We start from the raw sequence: 14,382 nt of genomic DNA, 5'->3' as shown, positions 1-14,382 counted from the left end.
CGTGGGATATTCGCATGGGATGGGGGAAAGGTTACGGGGGATTTGAGGGATGATGGCGAACGGCTGGTTTGCGCCCCGTTGTGGTCGTTCAATGGAGCGGTAACAGTTCCTCAAAGCAGACGTTTCCCAATGCAGGTCACCGCCGATCATGGAAATGCCCGCTTCCATTGTGCTCCATCCGAAGCGGCATCTTTCAGAAAAAGGTGGTGCTGATCGTCAGTATCTTTTCAGGATGATTATATCCGTAAAAATACGGATTGAAGCCAAACGGACAAACGCTTCAAATTGAGCGAAACAACGGCTGGCGTCAGTGCGCCATAAAGAGGAATAAATCATTACTCAGGCTAAATAACCTGGGCATTGATTGAATGCCTCCTGTTCAAATTACGGCGCTGATCATGGCGTCTTTCGAGAGGGATGCTGATAATGCGGGATTTATTGGTAAAATTTGGAGCCCTTATGATGGCTGCCAGCGCCCTGTCGGGTTGCGTGTCATCTGGTACCAAACTTGGTTCCGGTGGTTCGATGGTGTCAGGCGCCGGCGGAGCGGCAGGTAATTCACAGGCAGCTGCCCAACTGACAAAGTGCGACCGTCCGTTGGGTACCGCTGCCTTGGTGGAGGAGGATATTCCAGGCTTGGCGCAGGCTGGGCTGACCTCACCTGTGCCTTTGCTGCGCTTGATGATGACACAGTCCGGCTGCTTCCGGGTGGTTGACCGGGGCCAGGCCATGCAGCGCATGCAGCAGGAGCGCGCCTTGGCGGCGGGCGGCACCTTGCAGGGCGGGTCGAATATCGGCGGCGGGCAGATGGTGGCCGCCGACTTTATGATTACACCCAATGTCATCTTCCAGGACACCAATGCGGGGGGGGGCGGCGCTGGTCTGGGTGCATTTTTACCCGGCATTGCCGGGGTGGTGGCCGGCGCTATCAAGACCACCAACCTGCAGGCGCAGACAATGCTGACCCTGACCGATGTCCGCACGGGTGTGCAAGAGGCGGTCGCCGAGGGGTCGGCACAGCATAAAGATGTTGGTTTTGCCTTTGGCGCAGGCGGACTAGGCGCGCTGCCCATTGGCGGCGTCGGCGGTTCTTACGCTTCCACCGATATCGGTAAGGTGGTTGCCGCTGCCTTCATGGACGCCCATAACAAATTGGTGGATCAGGTCCGCGCCATGCCAGCCATCCAGGCTAAACTGGCAGCCCCTCCGGCCACCCAGACCGCAGCGTCGCCGTCCAGTTCCGCTCCCCCCATTCCCGCGACGGCGCCGTCACTGGTGGCCGGCAGCAGCTACAAGACGGTGACAAACCTGAATCTGCGAGGCGGTCCGTCTACCAACGACCCTGTCATTGGTAAGCTGGCTGCTGGTGAGACTGTCACGGCCGTAGGCGAACAGAATGCCGGTTGGTGGAAAGTGACCAATAGCGCTGGCCAACAGGGCTGGGTGTCTGCCCGTAATCTTCGGCAAGGCGGCTGAACTCGCACAGTGAAAAAATTGGAAGCAGCGGTGTGATGCCGCTGCTTCTACACATTTAACCTCTGCAATCTGTGCGACCCGGTTAGCCGCCACATCAATCGGTGGGTGAACGGAAGTGTGACAGATATTCAGCATCCAAAGCGTTATCCAGCCCTTATCTCGGCATATGGTCGGTGTGAACCTGGTCGTTTTCTGTTCCAGAGGTGATGGACCCCACTGGCCAGCAAGCTTCCACCTCATACTCTCTGGCGGGTAGCATGGCATGCAGCCTAAAAACCGCCTTGGAAGAGGACCCCGGATATGCGACATCACCGCCGCGCCAATATCCTGGCAAACCCAGGGGGCACCCTGACTTCTATGGGTATGCGTAATTGGGACCTGACAATGCGCAATAAAATCAGTTTCGCTGGCATGGCTTTCCTACTTTGTGCTGCGGTTATTCAGGATGCGGCGGCAGAAGGGACGATGCTGGATGAGATCATTGTCACGGCACGCAAAATTCCCGAGAACCTGCTGCGCGCGCCGGTGTCTGTATCGGTCTTGACCGAACGGGACCTGTCGGGTGCTGGCGTACGTTCGATTTTTGATGGCCTGCCTCTTTTGCCCAATCTGTCGGTACCCGGAGGGATTGCACAATCGCTCCAGGGACAGATCGGCATCCGGGGAATATCCACGCTTCAGCGCAATATCGGGGTTGAGTCCGGGATTGGCATCTTTATTGACGGTGTCTATCAGGGGCGCTCTGACACCTATCTCCAGCCGTTCCTAGATGTGTCGTCGCTGGAGGTTATCAGGGGTCCTCAGGGGACGATGTTCGGTAAGAACACCATCGCAGGGGCAGTGAACATCACCACGCTGATGCCTGAGGATAGGCCGCAGCGCCAGGTCCTTGCCGAGGTTGGAAATTATGGCTTGGCCCGTGTGCAGGCCTCTGCCAGGGGACCACTGACCACCGATATCGGCGCAAAACTATCGGTCGGTTACGTGGGGCGGGGCGGGACCTACAGCCATCTGTCGGGCGGACCGGATGGGGATAAGATTGACCTGCTGTCGGCCCGGACCGCCTTTGTCTATGACGGCGGCTCCGGAACCAGGGTCGTTCTGGCTGGTGATGCCTTGAGGGATCGGGGTCGCCCCGCCTATTTCCAGTCTGTCGAGGTCGCTGGTTACGCCAACAACCCGATGGCATCGCGACCCCATGTCATCGACCCCGACGGCGACAATTATCTTCACCGCGACAATCACGGCCTGTCTCTGACCGTCAGTCACGAGATGGACAAGGCTGCTCTTGTCGCGATCACGGCCTATCGACGGGCAGAATATCAGGCATCGCTGGATGACGATCAGTCACCGCGCCGTTTCCTGTCAAAGGATGCCTGGTCGGACAGGACCGATTTCATCACGCAGGAACTCCGGGTCGATGGGACGATCGGCACCCGTTTCACTTATATCGGTGGGCTTTTTTACCTGAACCAGAGCGTGGACACCGATCGGGTTTTGGCTCTGGGACCGGATTTTGGTCTGCCCGTCCTGCCGGCCCTGAAAACCGTTGGCGGGATGGACACGCAGACTGTCGCCATGTTTGGCAATGCGGACTACGCGTTGACCGACCGCATCATGCTTTCCCTGGGCGTCCGGTACGACTGGGAGCGCAAGAATGTGGATTTTGACCAGATCGACGAGAGCGGTATCCTTGCCGCCATTGGTTTTCCCTCGCTGTCTTATGGCAACAGGGTCAATGACCGAAGCCTGTCGCCCACGATCGCCGCCCGCTACGATATCGACCAGGATATTCACGCCTATGGCCGCATTGCCCGTGGGTTCAAAGGATCGGCTTTCAATGTCGATCTGGCGTCCAAGGGTGCCGATCTTGCCGCCGGGCCTGAGCGGGCTACAACCTATGAAGCCGGGCTGAAGGCGCTGTGGCTCGACCAGAGGGTGCGGGTGAGTGCTGCGCTGTTTCAGACCGACTATGATGATATCCAGGTATCGCAGCTGCTGGGCTCCGGGCCGTCGCTGGATAATGCCGCCAAGGCAGCCATCCGCGGTGCTGAACTGGAGTTAACCGCGCGGATCACGACCGGATTGACGGCCAGCGCATCGCTTGGGCTGTTGGACCCGACCTATGACCGGTACACAAACTGTTCTGTTCCCCTGTCGCTGGGAGGTGGCAGCGCCGAATGTTCGGGAAACCGGATCGTTGCCGCACCAACATCAAACTACGCGGCGATAGTTGATTATGTCTATCCGGTGAACGGGTATACGGTAACCACACGTGCCCAATATATGGGCGCGTCGGGTGCCTATATGGACGCAACAAATGCGGCCCGGTTCAAAACAACCGGGTATGATGTCGTTAATGCCAGCCTGTCGCTTTCCCGTGATGACTGGGAAATCCGTCTATGGGCGAAGAACATTTTCGATCAGGTCTACACCACCTATCATGACGACCGCTCCACAGTGGGGGTTGGCAAGACCACAGCCTATGGTGACCCGCGCACCTATGGCTTGACCCTGTCAACGCGGCTGTGAAGCCGGTGACAGAACCGCGCCTGAACAGGATCAGACGTAAATGACACCCAGCAGGATTGCCTTGGCCACGGCCTGTACGCGGTTGGCTGCATTCAACTTGGTGACCACACTTTGGCAATAATGCTCCGCTGTGCGTTCACTGATATTCATCAGGGTCGCAAGATCGGACGCATTCTTGCCCATGGCCAGCCAGACCAAGCACTGTTTCTCCCGGTCCGTCAGGGGTACCGTCGCCACGGTGCGAAAACTGATCCCGCTTAGGGAAATATACTTTTCGTGGAAGAGTTGCACCAGATAGCGAAACCATAGTGGTGATTCCAGGACTGGCCGGATAATCCGCCCCTCCGGCCAGAAGAACGTCACAAAACCTGGCACCGTCAAACCATCGACGATTGTACTGCAGGGGACCACATGGCCCTCCTGATATCCAAAATCAGAGGCGTGATCCAGGACGGTCAGCGCCCTTGGGCGGCGACCGCGGCGCGGCTTGTCGAAGCCGGTGAATTCCGGGCAATCCATCCAGCTGAACGGGAGCGGGCTGCGAACGGCGCGCGCCACCACCGGGTCGCAGGTAATAAAATCCTCCTGCTTGTAGGTCTCGATAAAGCTGGTCGGGGATGAACTATCGAACAGGATGGCGCCCGGCTGGCCCTGAAGCGGAGGGCGCATCGCCGCATAGCTCACAGCGGCGAAGCCCGCATCCTTTGCATGCTGATCCAATTCCTTGAACAGTTCGATACAGGTTGACGCTGACAGTATGTCGGTTGTGTCAGAAAAGAAGTCCCGATAACGCCCAGTCAATTCCCCACTCCGCACATGATCCAACTGCAAGGCTGCCAAATTGATGGCTTTTTATTAAAATTGCACCGCCGGTTGTGCCCCCACCCGACATGACCCCATCTGTATAACCCGGTACTTCCCCCAATTGAAAGCGGTCCGATCACGTGGGATGCCTACAGGCGGCGCACACATGAATAACAGCCGTGGGGCGCCACAGCACCGGAAAGCAGAGAATTGAAAGAGGAGTGGTGAAATGGCAAGACGGAAAAGCCTAGTTCTCGGCGGTAGCGCTGTTTTATCGACTGCAGAAAATTAATAATCACCAACTTAGATGGAAATAAAAAATGATTGTCACAGGAAAAATTACGCTTATTGGTGCGGGCAGCTGGAAGAACGGCGAAAACACCGCATCAATAATTGAAATTGGTGGTAAGAAATTTCGCGGAATAAAATATGGTGACGAAATGTCAACATATTTAAATAAGGCGTATTCTAATGGATCTGAAGCTACACTTATTATTGTTGGTGTATATCTTACATATCTTTATGCTGACGGAGATGAGTGTGACGCCACGGGAAGTTCTATAATTTACTGGTTTTTAATATTAATTGGCCTACCCCTATTATTCGTCGTTTTCATTGGTAGCTTCCCTATTGCATATGGTATTATTGGGCTAAAATCTCGATCTGATTATAAAAAGGTAAAGGCTATGATTGCAGAAAGAGGTAAATAAAATTTCTTATACACATCAAAGTAGCCTTAGTCGTCTAAATATGCCGATAGCATTTGAGGCCGTCGTGAGCCGTGTCGGATTTTTCGGTGTCACAAGCTTGTACCGGTGAGCCTCGGCAAGTTGGATGCGGGTATCCGCATGTTAACGTTCAAGGCGATGGTGCAAATTCACTGATCGGACTTTGGTGGGGCGCGCCCGCCAAAGTCCGGCGGGTGCTGTAAGGGGTGGTCCTTGGCCGTCTCGGCTAGAGGGGAGTTGCGACACATTATCTCGCATGCGTGTGCAGCCTCATAGGATCGGACGGATTTGTGTTGGCCACTGAATCTTAACCCCAATCATTGGCATGTTCTACAACAGCCTATCAGAGTTGCCACCGCGGCGCTCAATCCGGACTAGAAAAATCCTCAAATGAAAACCAGCTTGTCATCTACTAATCTTTTTTGCCTGACCACCTTCATATTCTTAAAAATGTTTTAAATAATATAGGTGATAGCCAATTGTAGTGATACAATAATATCTCTAAGAAGACAAGATTGATAAATAATCAGAGGGGTGAGTTATGGGAAAATTTAACTTATTATTGACATGTATTTGCAGCATTATTCTGTCAGGCTGCGTCAGTACGCAAGTGGTGGGTAATAATCCCGTATCGCAGATCGTTGATAATCTTCTGAGTGTTTATGAACCTGTCGCCAGAGTTGAAACACATCTGGGGGACGGCAGAGGGCTGATCCGACGTGTTTATGGGTTGGGCTCCAAAAAAGGATTCGATCTCGCGCCAGCGACGGGTTGGCGCGGCAGTACGATTCCCGACCTAACTGAGATTACTGGTGTTCAGCATTCACGTGTGGGGAAGACTACGGCGATTTTGATAACAGGCGTGTCGCCGAACTGCGCTGTTGATAATATCCTGTTATTCATCGAAGACTTGAGTGCCAGTACCTTCAATGTGGGCGATTGCACGCGTCCGGTCGAGATTGAATACAGGAAAAATCACAAAGACTTCTTTTTGAACGAAACCGGCACTGACGACCCCAGACTGTGGACCTTCTCGGCAGCCCAGGGCCTGCTGGGCGGCAAACGCTTCAGCGAATTGCAGGCCATGCAGGAGGCCGAACGCGCCCAGGCCCGTGAACGCGAACGTCAGAAAGTGGAACAGGCCAACCAGTCCGCCGGCAAACGCGCGCCGACCGTATCGGGCGCAGCCTCCGGCGCCACCCGCCCGGCCCAGCCAAAGCCGAAGCCCGTATTCACCGACATGCAGATTCCCTCCACGATCAAGACACCTGACGCAAAGCCCGTGGGTGTCGAAAATCTTTCCACCGAACCGTCGCAGCGGAACTAACAGCCATGAACACGCATGCCATTGCCTCCGCCACTGGGCGGATGCGATCCCTGCTTGTGTCACCCCTGCTCTGGTTGACGCTGGCGTATCTATTGTTCGAGCTGTCCTTCTCCGCCCGACTGCTGGATGCTGCGGGCGGCACAGCGACCATCCAGGAGATCCACTCCCTGGAGAATTTTGGGCGTGTCCTTTCGGGTGTCGCGCTGGGGCTGGTTGGCGCCGGCTTCCTGCTGCGGCGGCGGCCGCTGACGGGCGGCGGCCGCGTGTTCATCGGGGCCAGCCTGATCCTCATGATTGCAGGGCTGCTACTGGACCTGAACAGCGATCCTTTACATGCGGGGTTGAGCGTAGCCGGCGTTATCGCCGGGCTTTGCGCGTTGCTTCTCCTGCGCCACGTTGGGGATTGGGTTGTTCTGCGCAGCGTTTTGGCCACAGGACTTTTCATACTGACCAGCGTCGCTACCATGTTCGTCGCCCAGACCCGTCTGGTGAACAACATGGTCGCCCGCCTTGACGATACGGACCGGCGCAATGCCGTCATCCTTGCCGACGCGGCGGCAAGGTTATCCGGCTGTCGTCTGCGCGTCGACGATATCTTCCTCTGCGATGGTGAACAGTCACCGTCGGGTAAGGCCTTTACGGCGGTGTTCCCGATGTTGGCGCTGGGCCTGCCCGATCTGGAAAGCAAAGGTCTCGCGGTGATCCGCCGTCAGGCGGCCAACCGTTTCACCGTGGAATGTGACGCGGGCACCGAAGGCTGCATCGGCACGCTTAATCATTTTTCCAATAATGTCTGGCTGCCCATCATGAAGGAGGTCAGAGACAGTTGGGAACAATACAAGAGCGGTATCAAGAAACACCATAACACGGTGGAGGGTGTCGCCACCGAACAGGAGCGCGCATGGAGCAACTATGTCAGCGACCTGAAAAAGCGTAATTGGACACCGGAAACGGTGCCGGAGCGCTGGCATGACGATGTTCGCAAGAAGCTCGGTCAGAAGGGTTTGATCCTTCATGACACATGGCAGTTGGACGACCGCGAATCCTTCTATCGTGCTGTCGAACTGAAGGTTTTGCGAGAGGCGGATAGTCGCCTGAGCAAGGAACTGAAGCGCTTCGACATGGATGCTACTATCGACAGTTTCCAGAAATTCTTCGCGCAAAGACATGTCCAGCAGAAGATCCGCGCGACGCTTGGATTCAATGGAGAAAGCCGAACCTTCCCGCCCACGATCGACGCGGCACAGATCGAGACGGCGGTTTACCGTCCGTTGGTGATGCAGGCTGTGAACCGCTACTTGGAACAGATCGGTGCTCCTGCCAGCACCTTTGGTCCCGGAGGCACAAGCGAACAACTGGGCAGTGATGCTGCCCAACGCCTGATCGTGCCGCCAATCGCTCTGTTCTTCTCCCTGGTCGGCGGTGCTGGCCATCTTCTGAAACTGTTGATCTTGCTGACTGGCATCCTGACGACCAACTGGCCGTTTCGTGCCACCATCAGCATCGGCGTTGTCGCCTATCTTATTTATATGCCTATGACCGCGCCGAATACCGTCACGCAAAGTCAGGCCTATGCCAACCTAGACCGCTATGTCGCCGCCCATGTGGGGGCACGGCTTGGCAAGTTTGCCGGCGGCCTGACGGCGGGCCTGCTGGAATGGACCATCCGGGCCCAGCAATATGCCTATCCAATCAACGAGAAAATCCGAACCTCCATCATGGGTAGTGTTGAGTTCGGCTATACCGACCGCCGGAGAGTGTCATGAGACGTAAATGGTGTGTACTCGTCGCCACCTTGCTGGCCAGCACGGTCAGTCCCGCCGCCGATCTGCCGATGGGAAGTGTGGCTTGTGGCGGCCTCTCGGTACAGGCGCACCGCGGGGGGGATGACCATGCGGAGAACAGTCTTGCCGCCATCCGGCAAGCCGCCGCACAAGGCGTTGGGGCGGCTGAAATTGATATCCAGCAATTGAGCGACGGCGAATGGGTCCTCCATCATGATGCCGTTACCGGTCGCGTGGTGAAGACGCGGGGCCGTGTGCCGGTAGGAAACCTGACCGCGCAGGATTGGCGCGCCGCGACGATCGTCGGCGCCGACGGCAAGGTAGAGGGTTCACCCTCCTTTCTCGCCGATGCCCTGTTCATCGCAAAGGTTGAGCGAATCGCACTGAATATCGAGATTAAGCAGCCTGTGGGCGGGTGTGCCAGCCTGACGCCCGCTTTGTCCATGGCCGCATCATCTGGCGCCACGGTAATCTGGTCGACGGTGTTCAACAGTGTGGCCCAGTGCCTGGCCGAGGCCGGTGCGGACTATGTCGGCATCGTCGTCGGTCCACCATCGGGAAAGGTGGTTCCTTCCGGTGGAACGGCTTCCCGGCTTCTGTCCGGTCTGCCCGCCAACATGCGGGCCAAGGTCGAGGATCGGCTGCAAAGCGGCTACGATGACCAGGCAAACCGGGCTCTCCTGACGGAAGTGGGAATATCCGGCGCCGCCCGCCGCCTTGTTGGAGCAGGCAGTTTGGGTCTGCATGTGGCCGCCGCCGACTTCATGAACGATCCGCAGCTGCTCCGCCACGCGTCCAACCATGGCTTCTCCGTCGGTGTCTATACGGAGGAGGACCCGACATCGTTCGCACGCTGGCTGTCTCGTCAGCCCCGTGCCGCCTGGCCCGCCAGCGTCATTATCGACGGGTCGCCACAATTATTCTGCTCAATAGTTCAGTCACATATAAAATAACTATCCAATTTTTCGCAAAGATCAGCTTATTGGTCGTTTGTCACATCGGGTGGCGGTACCTCTGAACTGTTTGATTTTGTTGAAGAACATTTCGACAAGGTTCCGCTGCCGATAGACCCAGGACGAGAAGACGAAGCTGCCCTTGCGGTTGGCCTTGGGTGGAATGTTGGCCCAGGCCTTCCGCTCGGCAGCTTTGGCGCGGATAGCCTTGCTGTCATAGCCCTTGTCGGCCAGCAGAATGGCACCCTCGCCAAGGTCCTCTGTCAGTGCGTCAGCCTCGGTGCAGTCGGCAACCCGCCTGGCCGTTAAGCGGAGATGGACGGGGCGACCTTCGGCATCGACGAGTGCGTGGATCTTGCTGGTGAGGCCCCCACGGGAACGTCCCATGCCGCCATCGTCTCCAGCCCCTTTTTTCCCGTGGCCGCCTGCTGGTTCACACGAACACAGGTGCTGTCAATCATCACGATGTCGCCGCCCTAAGCGGCGGATACCGCCTCCAGAAGCCAAAAGCTAAAAACCCCGTATTTCCCTCAATTGAATGCGGTTAGCGGGCAAGGCATGAATTCCAAAATAAACTAGAAAAGAGGATACGATGGTAAGGAGTAGAGTTCTCCGAGATACAAATGCCGGTCCCGGCATTGTTTCTGTAAACGGATTACAGAAGGCATTTATGCTGGAGCAACATTGGCGCTCTAGCACACCTCCAAAGGTCGGTGGCATTGTTGATGTGGAGTTGAACGAGCTTGGCGAGATCGTAAGTGTTACAGCTGTGGACGATGCTGCCCTTGCCAAGGAACAGGCACAAAAGGCTCTCGATACAGCAAGCACGGAAGGGCGCAAATATGCCGGCATGCTGATCAGCAAGGTCGGCGTTCCCACCTTGGTTGCCGTCGCCCTGATGGCGCTCGGCTGGCTGATCCTACCCACTTTCTCGATCCAGGTGTCATCGGCCTATCGGGAAAGCATCAGTTTCTACGAGGTCCTCAAGGTCATCAACAATTCGGCAGGCTTGGATTCCCTGGGTAATCTCGATGCCTTGTCAGCGGGAGTGTGGGGCTGGTTGATGTTTGCTGCCCTGCTGGCACCGCTGCTGCCGCATTTCCATTCAAACAAGTATCTGCCGCTTGGCTATGCCGCGCCGCTGATGCTGATCCTGGTCGTGGTCCTTCAGACCTATATCTCCATCCGCGACAGCGTCTCCCAGGCCCGGGACTTGGCGGGCGGATTTGGCGGCGCGAAGGGCGCGGCCATGGCCGAAAGAATGATGTCGGAAATGATGAATATGGCTCTCAAGGCCGTCACGCTTGGAGCGGGCTTTTATATCGCCGCCGCGGTCTCGCTCTACCTGGCCTTCCTAGGCATCCGCAAATTCCTCGCCTCTAGCGCAAAGGTCTGACCAGAATGATCAAGATGAAAAAAGCCGCCATTCTTTTGATGTGCGCAGCCACCATCCTGCCGGGATGTTCGAAGACGGAAGAAAAGACCCCGCAAGCGCAGGAGGACTCGCCAGTCAGTCTTTCGGACGCAACATCGACCAGCAAAGCGAAGGAAGCGATTGAAGAAAAACAAGCCGCAGCCGTGCCGATGGCTGACAAGTCTGTTCCCCTGAGCAGCTATAAAGCAATGGAAAGCGGTCGAGCGTTAATGTTCGCCCATCTGGCGGCCGATACGCTACCATTGGATTATGAAAAAATTGCTGCCCGTATCTCTGATGACTACCGAAGCGAAGAGGATGTATTTAAGAAAAATGATCTGCTTCAGGCGCTTAAACCCGCCATTGATGCCGAGGTAACAAAGTCAAAATCCAATATGTATTATTACATGATGGATGATGATGGGGTAAGCAGTTATGATTTTGCAACGAAATCATTTCAAATACCCAGATTGTCCACAAGTGGAAATTATACCTATTTCTACGACAATTCTTCATTTAAGCTGGAGTACTCGAATCCAGTTGAATTCAGCCGGGTCGAAGTGACTGACGAGACCCGGGCGCGGCTGATCGAGAAGCTGCGCTCGCAGGCCAGGGGCCTGATGACGAAAGTCTATTTCTTCGCCTCCAGCACTGAACTGGGCAGCCCCATAGTCAAGGCTGAAATTACCAAGGTTCAAATTCTTGACCGCCAGGGGAATGTTCTGGCTGAAAGATAGCGAATGGCACCTGGATTCCTCCGGAAACCGCCAATTTCTGCAATGATATAGCATACAGCCTTTAGCTAGGTTGGTCATGTTGGGACAGGGCGGTTTCTGGGATTTTGAGGATAGTCTGCGTGAGTTGTCGGCAGGGGGTGATCCGCTGGAGCGGCTGTCGGCGACGGTTGATTTTGAGTAGTTCCGGTCGGTTCTGGCCAGGGCCCTGCGCCGCAGCAACCCGTGCAAGGGCGGGCATCCACCCTTTGATGCGGTTCTGAGATTCAAGATGCTGGTGTTGCAGGCGCTGCACGGGCTGTCGCTGCAACAGACCTTGTATCTGGTGCGTGACCGGCTGAGCTGGATGCGGTTCTGCGGGTTGGGTCCGGGAGACGGGACGCCGGATGCGAATATGCTGTGGGATTTCGGCGAGGCGTTGATCGCCGCCCGGGCGCCGGACGCGCTGTTCACGCGACTGGCCCCGTGCGATCGTTGCGGCGGGTTACCTGCCGATGTCGGGCCAGATCGTGGATGCCACGCTGGTGCTGGAACGGCGTGGTGGGTCGCTGACTGATTGTGTCTTTCCCAGCCGGTCGATCATGCAAAACCCATCAGCACCCGCCAGTATGCGCGCCTCGTCGAGGAATGGGTGATCGGGGTCGGCCTGCGCCGGGAGGATTATGGAACCCACTCCCTTCGGCGAACCAAGGCCGCCCTTATTTACAAACAGACCGGCAACGTAAACAGGTGACAAGCGCAAAGTGCGCAGCGTAGATACAAGAACGAAAGATGCGATTCCGTTAACCGACCTTTACCCGCGTCCGGGACCAAATTCGCCTGCAAATAAGTAGCGTAACTCGCAACCCGCAGGTTTTGTGTTTTTATTGGTAAAGTGGAACATTTTCGGGAAACGCAGGCCGGTCCAAATCAGTTTCGTTGTCTTATGCGCCATGCATTGGCGCGCTGTGGGAGAGCGCGAGTGCGGTATAAAGGGCTTGATCTCAATTTACTGCATGCTCTCGACGTGTTGTTGGAGGAGCGCAATGTGAGCCGTGCCGCCGACCGGTTGGGACTAAGCCAATCCGCATTGAGCGCGGCGCTGTCGAGGATGCGCGACTTTTTCGGGGACGAACTGCTAATGCTTGAGGGGCGGCGGATGCATCCCACCGCGTTCGCTGAACAACTCGCGAGCCAGTTGCGCGTCGCCCTCGCCGGCATCGACACATTGCTCCTGACTTCACGCAACTTTACGCCCGAAACGGCCGAGCGGACATTCAGGGTGATTGCCTCGGACTATATCGTAACCGCGATCCTCAGCAGACTGGCGGAGCGCTTCACGGTTACGGCACCGGGCATTCGCCTCAACTATATCGCACTGGACGAAGCCGCTCTGGATCGCCTGATGCAAGGCGATATGGACATCATGATAGCACCTCGGGAATATTTGTCCCCGGCCCTGCCGGTCGAAGAGCTGTATAAGGAGCGCTTCGTCGTCGCGGGCTGGAGCGAGAATCCGTTGTTTCGCCGCACGATAACGACGGAAGATATCCTCGCCTCAGGCCATATTTCCGTTGAGATCGGCAGTCGTCGCTCCAGCACATTCGCCGACTATCACATGCGATTACTGTTTGGTGAGAGGCGCATTGAGGCGACGGTTTCGTCATTTGCCGTCGTGCCTTGGATGCTGCGCGGCACGAACCGCCTCACCCTGATGCACGAACGCTTGGCCCGAGTGCTGGCGACTGAACTCCCTCTCGCCTTCGCACCCTTGCCGTTCGAGTTTCCCGAGATGCAGGAGATGGTCCAGTATCACCGCACCAAGTCCGGCGATGCCGGTGTGCGCTGGCTGATCGAACAGATCCGGGTGGCCGCCGAAGGAGCGTCTTTCAGTTAGACCATCGCGTACCCGGTCCACCTGCCGTCAACCGGCAACCGGCTTCATCGCATCGTGCTCAAGGTCATCGTATCTCGTAGGTTCGGATGATAGCGCGGCCCGGTTTGCGGGCACCCACGCACAGGAACATCGTCTCATTCAACCAACTATGCGATGCCTCGCCCGTTTCGAAGAAGGGGACGGTGCGGAAATAATACTCGGACGGCAATACGTCCTCACCATCCAAAAGCCGCCGCATGACCTCGGCCGGGGCCCGACGCAGTCCAGAATTCTCGACTCCGATGACCGTACCGTCCTCCACCTTGATCCAGTATCGGGCGTGGACCCGTGTCAGACCGTCGCCTGGGCGCACGCCTTGCCAATCGGCCCCTCCCGGCATCACTAAGCCGCGCAACTTGGGCCCATGGACCTTGCCTCCGACAATCGGGATGATCCTGCGGCGCATACCGTCGATCTCGCCAAGCTCCTGGATTGGACCTAGATCGACATCGAGCTGAAATGCGAATTGCAGTTTGGGCTCAGGGTAGCCGCCTTCGTTCGCGTCCACACGCGCCGCCGCCGCCACCGTAGCCGCCGAGCCCGCAACGAGAAGGCTGCGCCGGTTCAGCAGGGCATGTCTGTCGTATCGCTCCATCTCGCTCTCCATTCGTGAGTCGCGCATACAGGGTACCTGGATAGCTCAAGGCGCGCGCCACGTGAAATCCATTGGCTGAGTTGGAAACGATCGAATTCGGTGATGCATTATGGCAGCCCG

The 14,382-nt window shown here is 56.7% G+C and carries 12 protein-coding genes and 1 pseudogene; 10 read left to right on the top strand and 3 right to left on the bottom strand.

The window, feature by feature from the left end; all coding sequences use genetic code 11:
• The first annotated feature begins 459 nt into the window (after positions 1–459).
• Positions 460–1,476, top strand: a complete 1,017-nt coding sequence (locus tag ACT6Q8_RS16025) for an SH3 domain-containing protein (protein ID WP_444739399.1) — start codon at positions 460–462, stop codon at positions 1,474–1,476.
• A gap of 384 nt (positions 1,477–1,860) precedes the next feature.
• Entirely contained in the window at positions 1,861–4,008 is a 2,148-nt protein-coding gene (locus ACT6Q8_RS16020) for a TonB-dependent receptor (RefSeq protein WP_444732966.1), read from the top strand.
• Between the two features lie 30 nt (positions 4,009–4,038).
• Here ACT6Q8_RS16020 and ACT6Q8_RS16015 read toward each other — a convergent pair whose 3' ends face one another.
• Entirely contained in the window at positions 4,039–4,809 is a 771-nt protein-coding gene (locus ACT6Q8_RS16015) for a helix-turn-helix transcriptional regulator (protein WP_054170281.1), read from the bottom strand.
• Between the two features lie 323 nt (positions 4,810–5,132).
• Between ACT6Q8_RS16015 and ACT6Q8_RS16010 the strand changes: the two genes are divergently transcribed.
• From ACT6Q8_RS16010 to ACT6Q8_RS15995, 4 genes are all read left to right on the top strand, one after another.
• Positions 5,133–5,522: a hypothetical protein gene (locus ACT6Q8_RS16010; protein ID WP_156344872.1), complete on the top strand. Its 390-nt coding sequence runs from the start codon at positions 5,133–5,135 to the stop codon at positions 5,520–5,522.
• A 559-nt stretch (positions 5,523–6,081) separates the two neighbouring features.
• Positions 6,082–6,867, top strand: a complete 786-nt coding sequence (locus ACT6Q8_RS16005; RefSeq protein ID WP_444732965.1) for a hypothetical protein — start codon at positions 6,082–6,084, stop codon at positions 6,865–6,867.
• Positions 6,868–6,872: 5 nt separating this feature from the next.
• Positions 6,873–8,633, top strand: coding sequence for a hypothetical protein (locus tag ACT6Q8_RS16000; protein WP_444732964.1), 1,761 nt, complete (start codon positions 6,873–6,875; stop codon positions 8,631–8,633).
• Positions 8,630–9,604 (top strand): glycerophosphodiester phosphodiesterase family protein, encoded by a 975-nt coding sequence (locus tag ACT6Q8_RS15995; RefSeq protein ID WP_082372697.1) that lies wholly within the window; start codon positions 8,630–8,632, stop codon positions 9,602–9,604. Before ACT6Q8_RS16000 ends, ACT6Q8_RS15995 begins: the two co-directional genes overlap by 4 nt.
• Before the next feature lie 21 nt (positions 9,605–9,625).
• Here the strand turns inward: ACT6Q8_RS15995 and ACT6Q8_RS15990 are convergent.
• A pseudogene (locus ACT6Q8_RS15990) lies at positions 9,626–10,077 on the bottom strand (IS5 family transposase); the annotation flags it as partial.
• A 197-nt stretch (positions 10,078–10,274) separates the two neighbouring features.
• On the opposite strand from ACT6Q8_RS15990, the gene ACT6Q8_RS15985 reads away from it, so the two are divergent.
• The 4 genes from ACT6Q8_RS15985 (at position 10,275) to ACT6Q8_RS15970 (ending at position 13,628) form a co-directional block, all read left to right on the top strand.
• A complete protein-coding gene (locus ACT6Q8_RS15985; protein WP_156344874.1) occupies positions 10,275–11,000 on the top strand; it encodes a hypothetical protein in 726 nt (241 codons plus the stop codon).
• A 5-nt stretch (positions 11,001–11,005) separates the two neighbouring features.
• Entirely contained in the window at positions 11,006–11,755 is a 750-nt protein-coding gene (locus ACT6Q8_RS15980; protein ID WP_444732963.1) for a hypothetical protein, read from the top strand.
• 268 nt (positions 11,756–12,023) lie between these two features.
• Positions 12,024–12,308 (top strand): transposase, encoded by a 285-nt coding sequence (locus ACT6Q8_RS15975; RefSeq protein WP_444732962.1) that lies wholly within the window; start codon positions 12,024–12,026, stop codon positions 12,306–12,308.
• 405 nt (positions 12,309–12,713) lie between these two features.
• The gene (locus ACT6Q8_RS15970; RefSeq protein WP_054170288.1) at positions 12,714–13,628 is read left to right on the top strand and encodes a LysR family transcriptional regulator; all 915 of its coding nucleotides are present in this window, start codon (positions 12,714–12,716) and stop codon (positions 13,626–13,628) included.
• 64 nt (positions 13,629–13,692) lie between these two features.
• Here ACT6Q8_RS15970 and ACT6Q8_RS15965 read toward each other — a convergent pair whose 3' ends face one another.
• On the bottom strand, positions 13,693–14,262 hold the full coding sequence (locus ACT6Q8_RS15965) for a DUF3237 domain-containing protein (protein WP_444732961.1): 570 nt from the start codon (positions 14,260–14,262) through the stop codon (positions 13,693–13,695).
• Positions 14,263–14,382: the final 120 nt, after the last annotated feature.

Source organism: Niveispirillum sp., assembly GCF_052437035.1.
Lineage (GTDB): Bacteria > Pseudomonadota > Alphaproteobacteria > Azospirillales > Azospirillaceae > Niveispirillum.
This window is presented reverse-complemented; position numbering and strand designations above follow the sequence as displayed.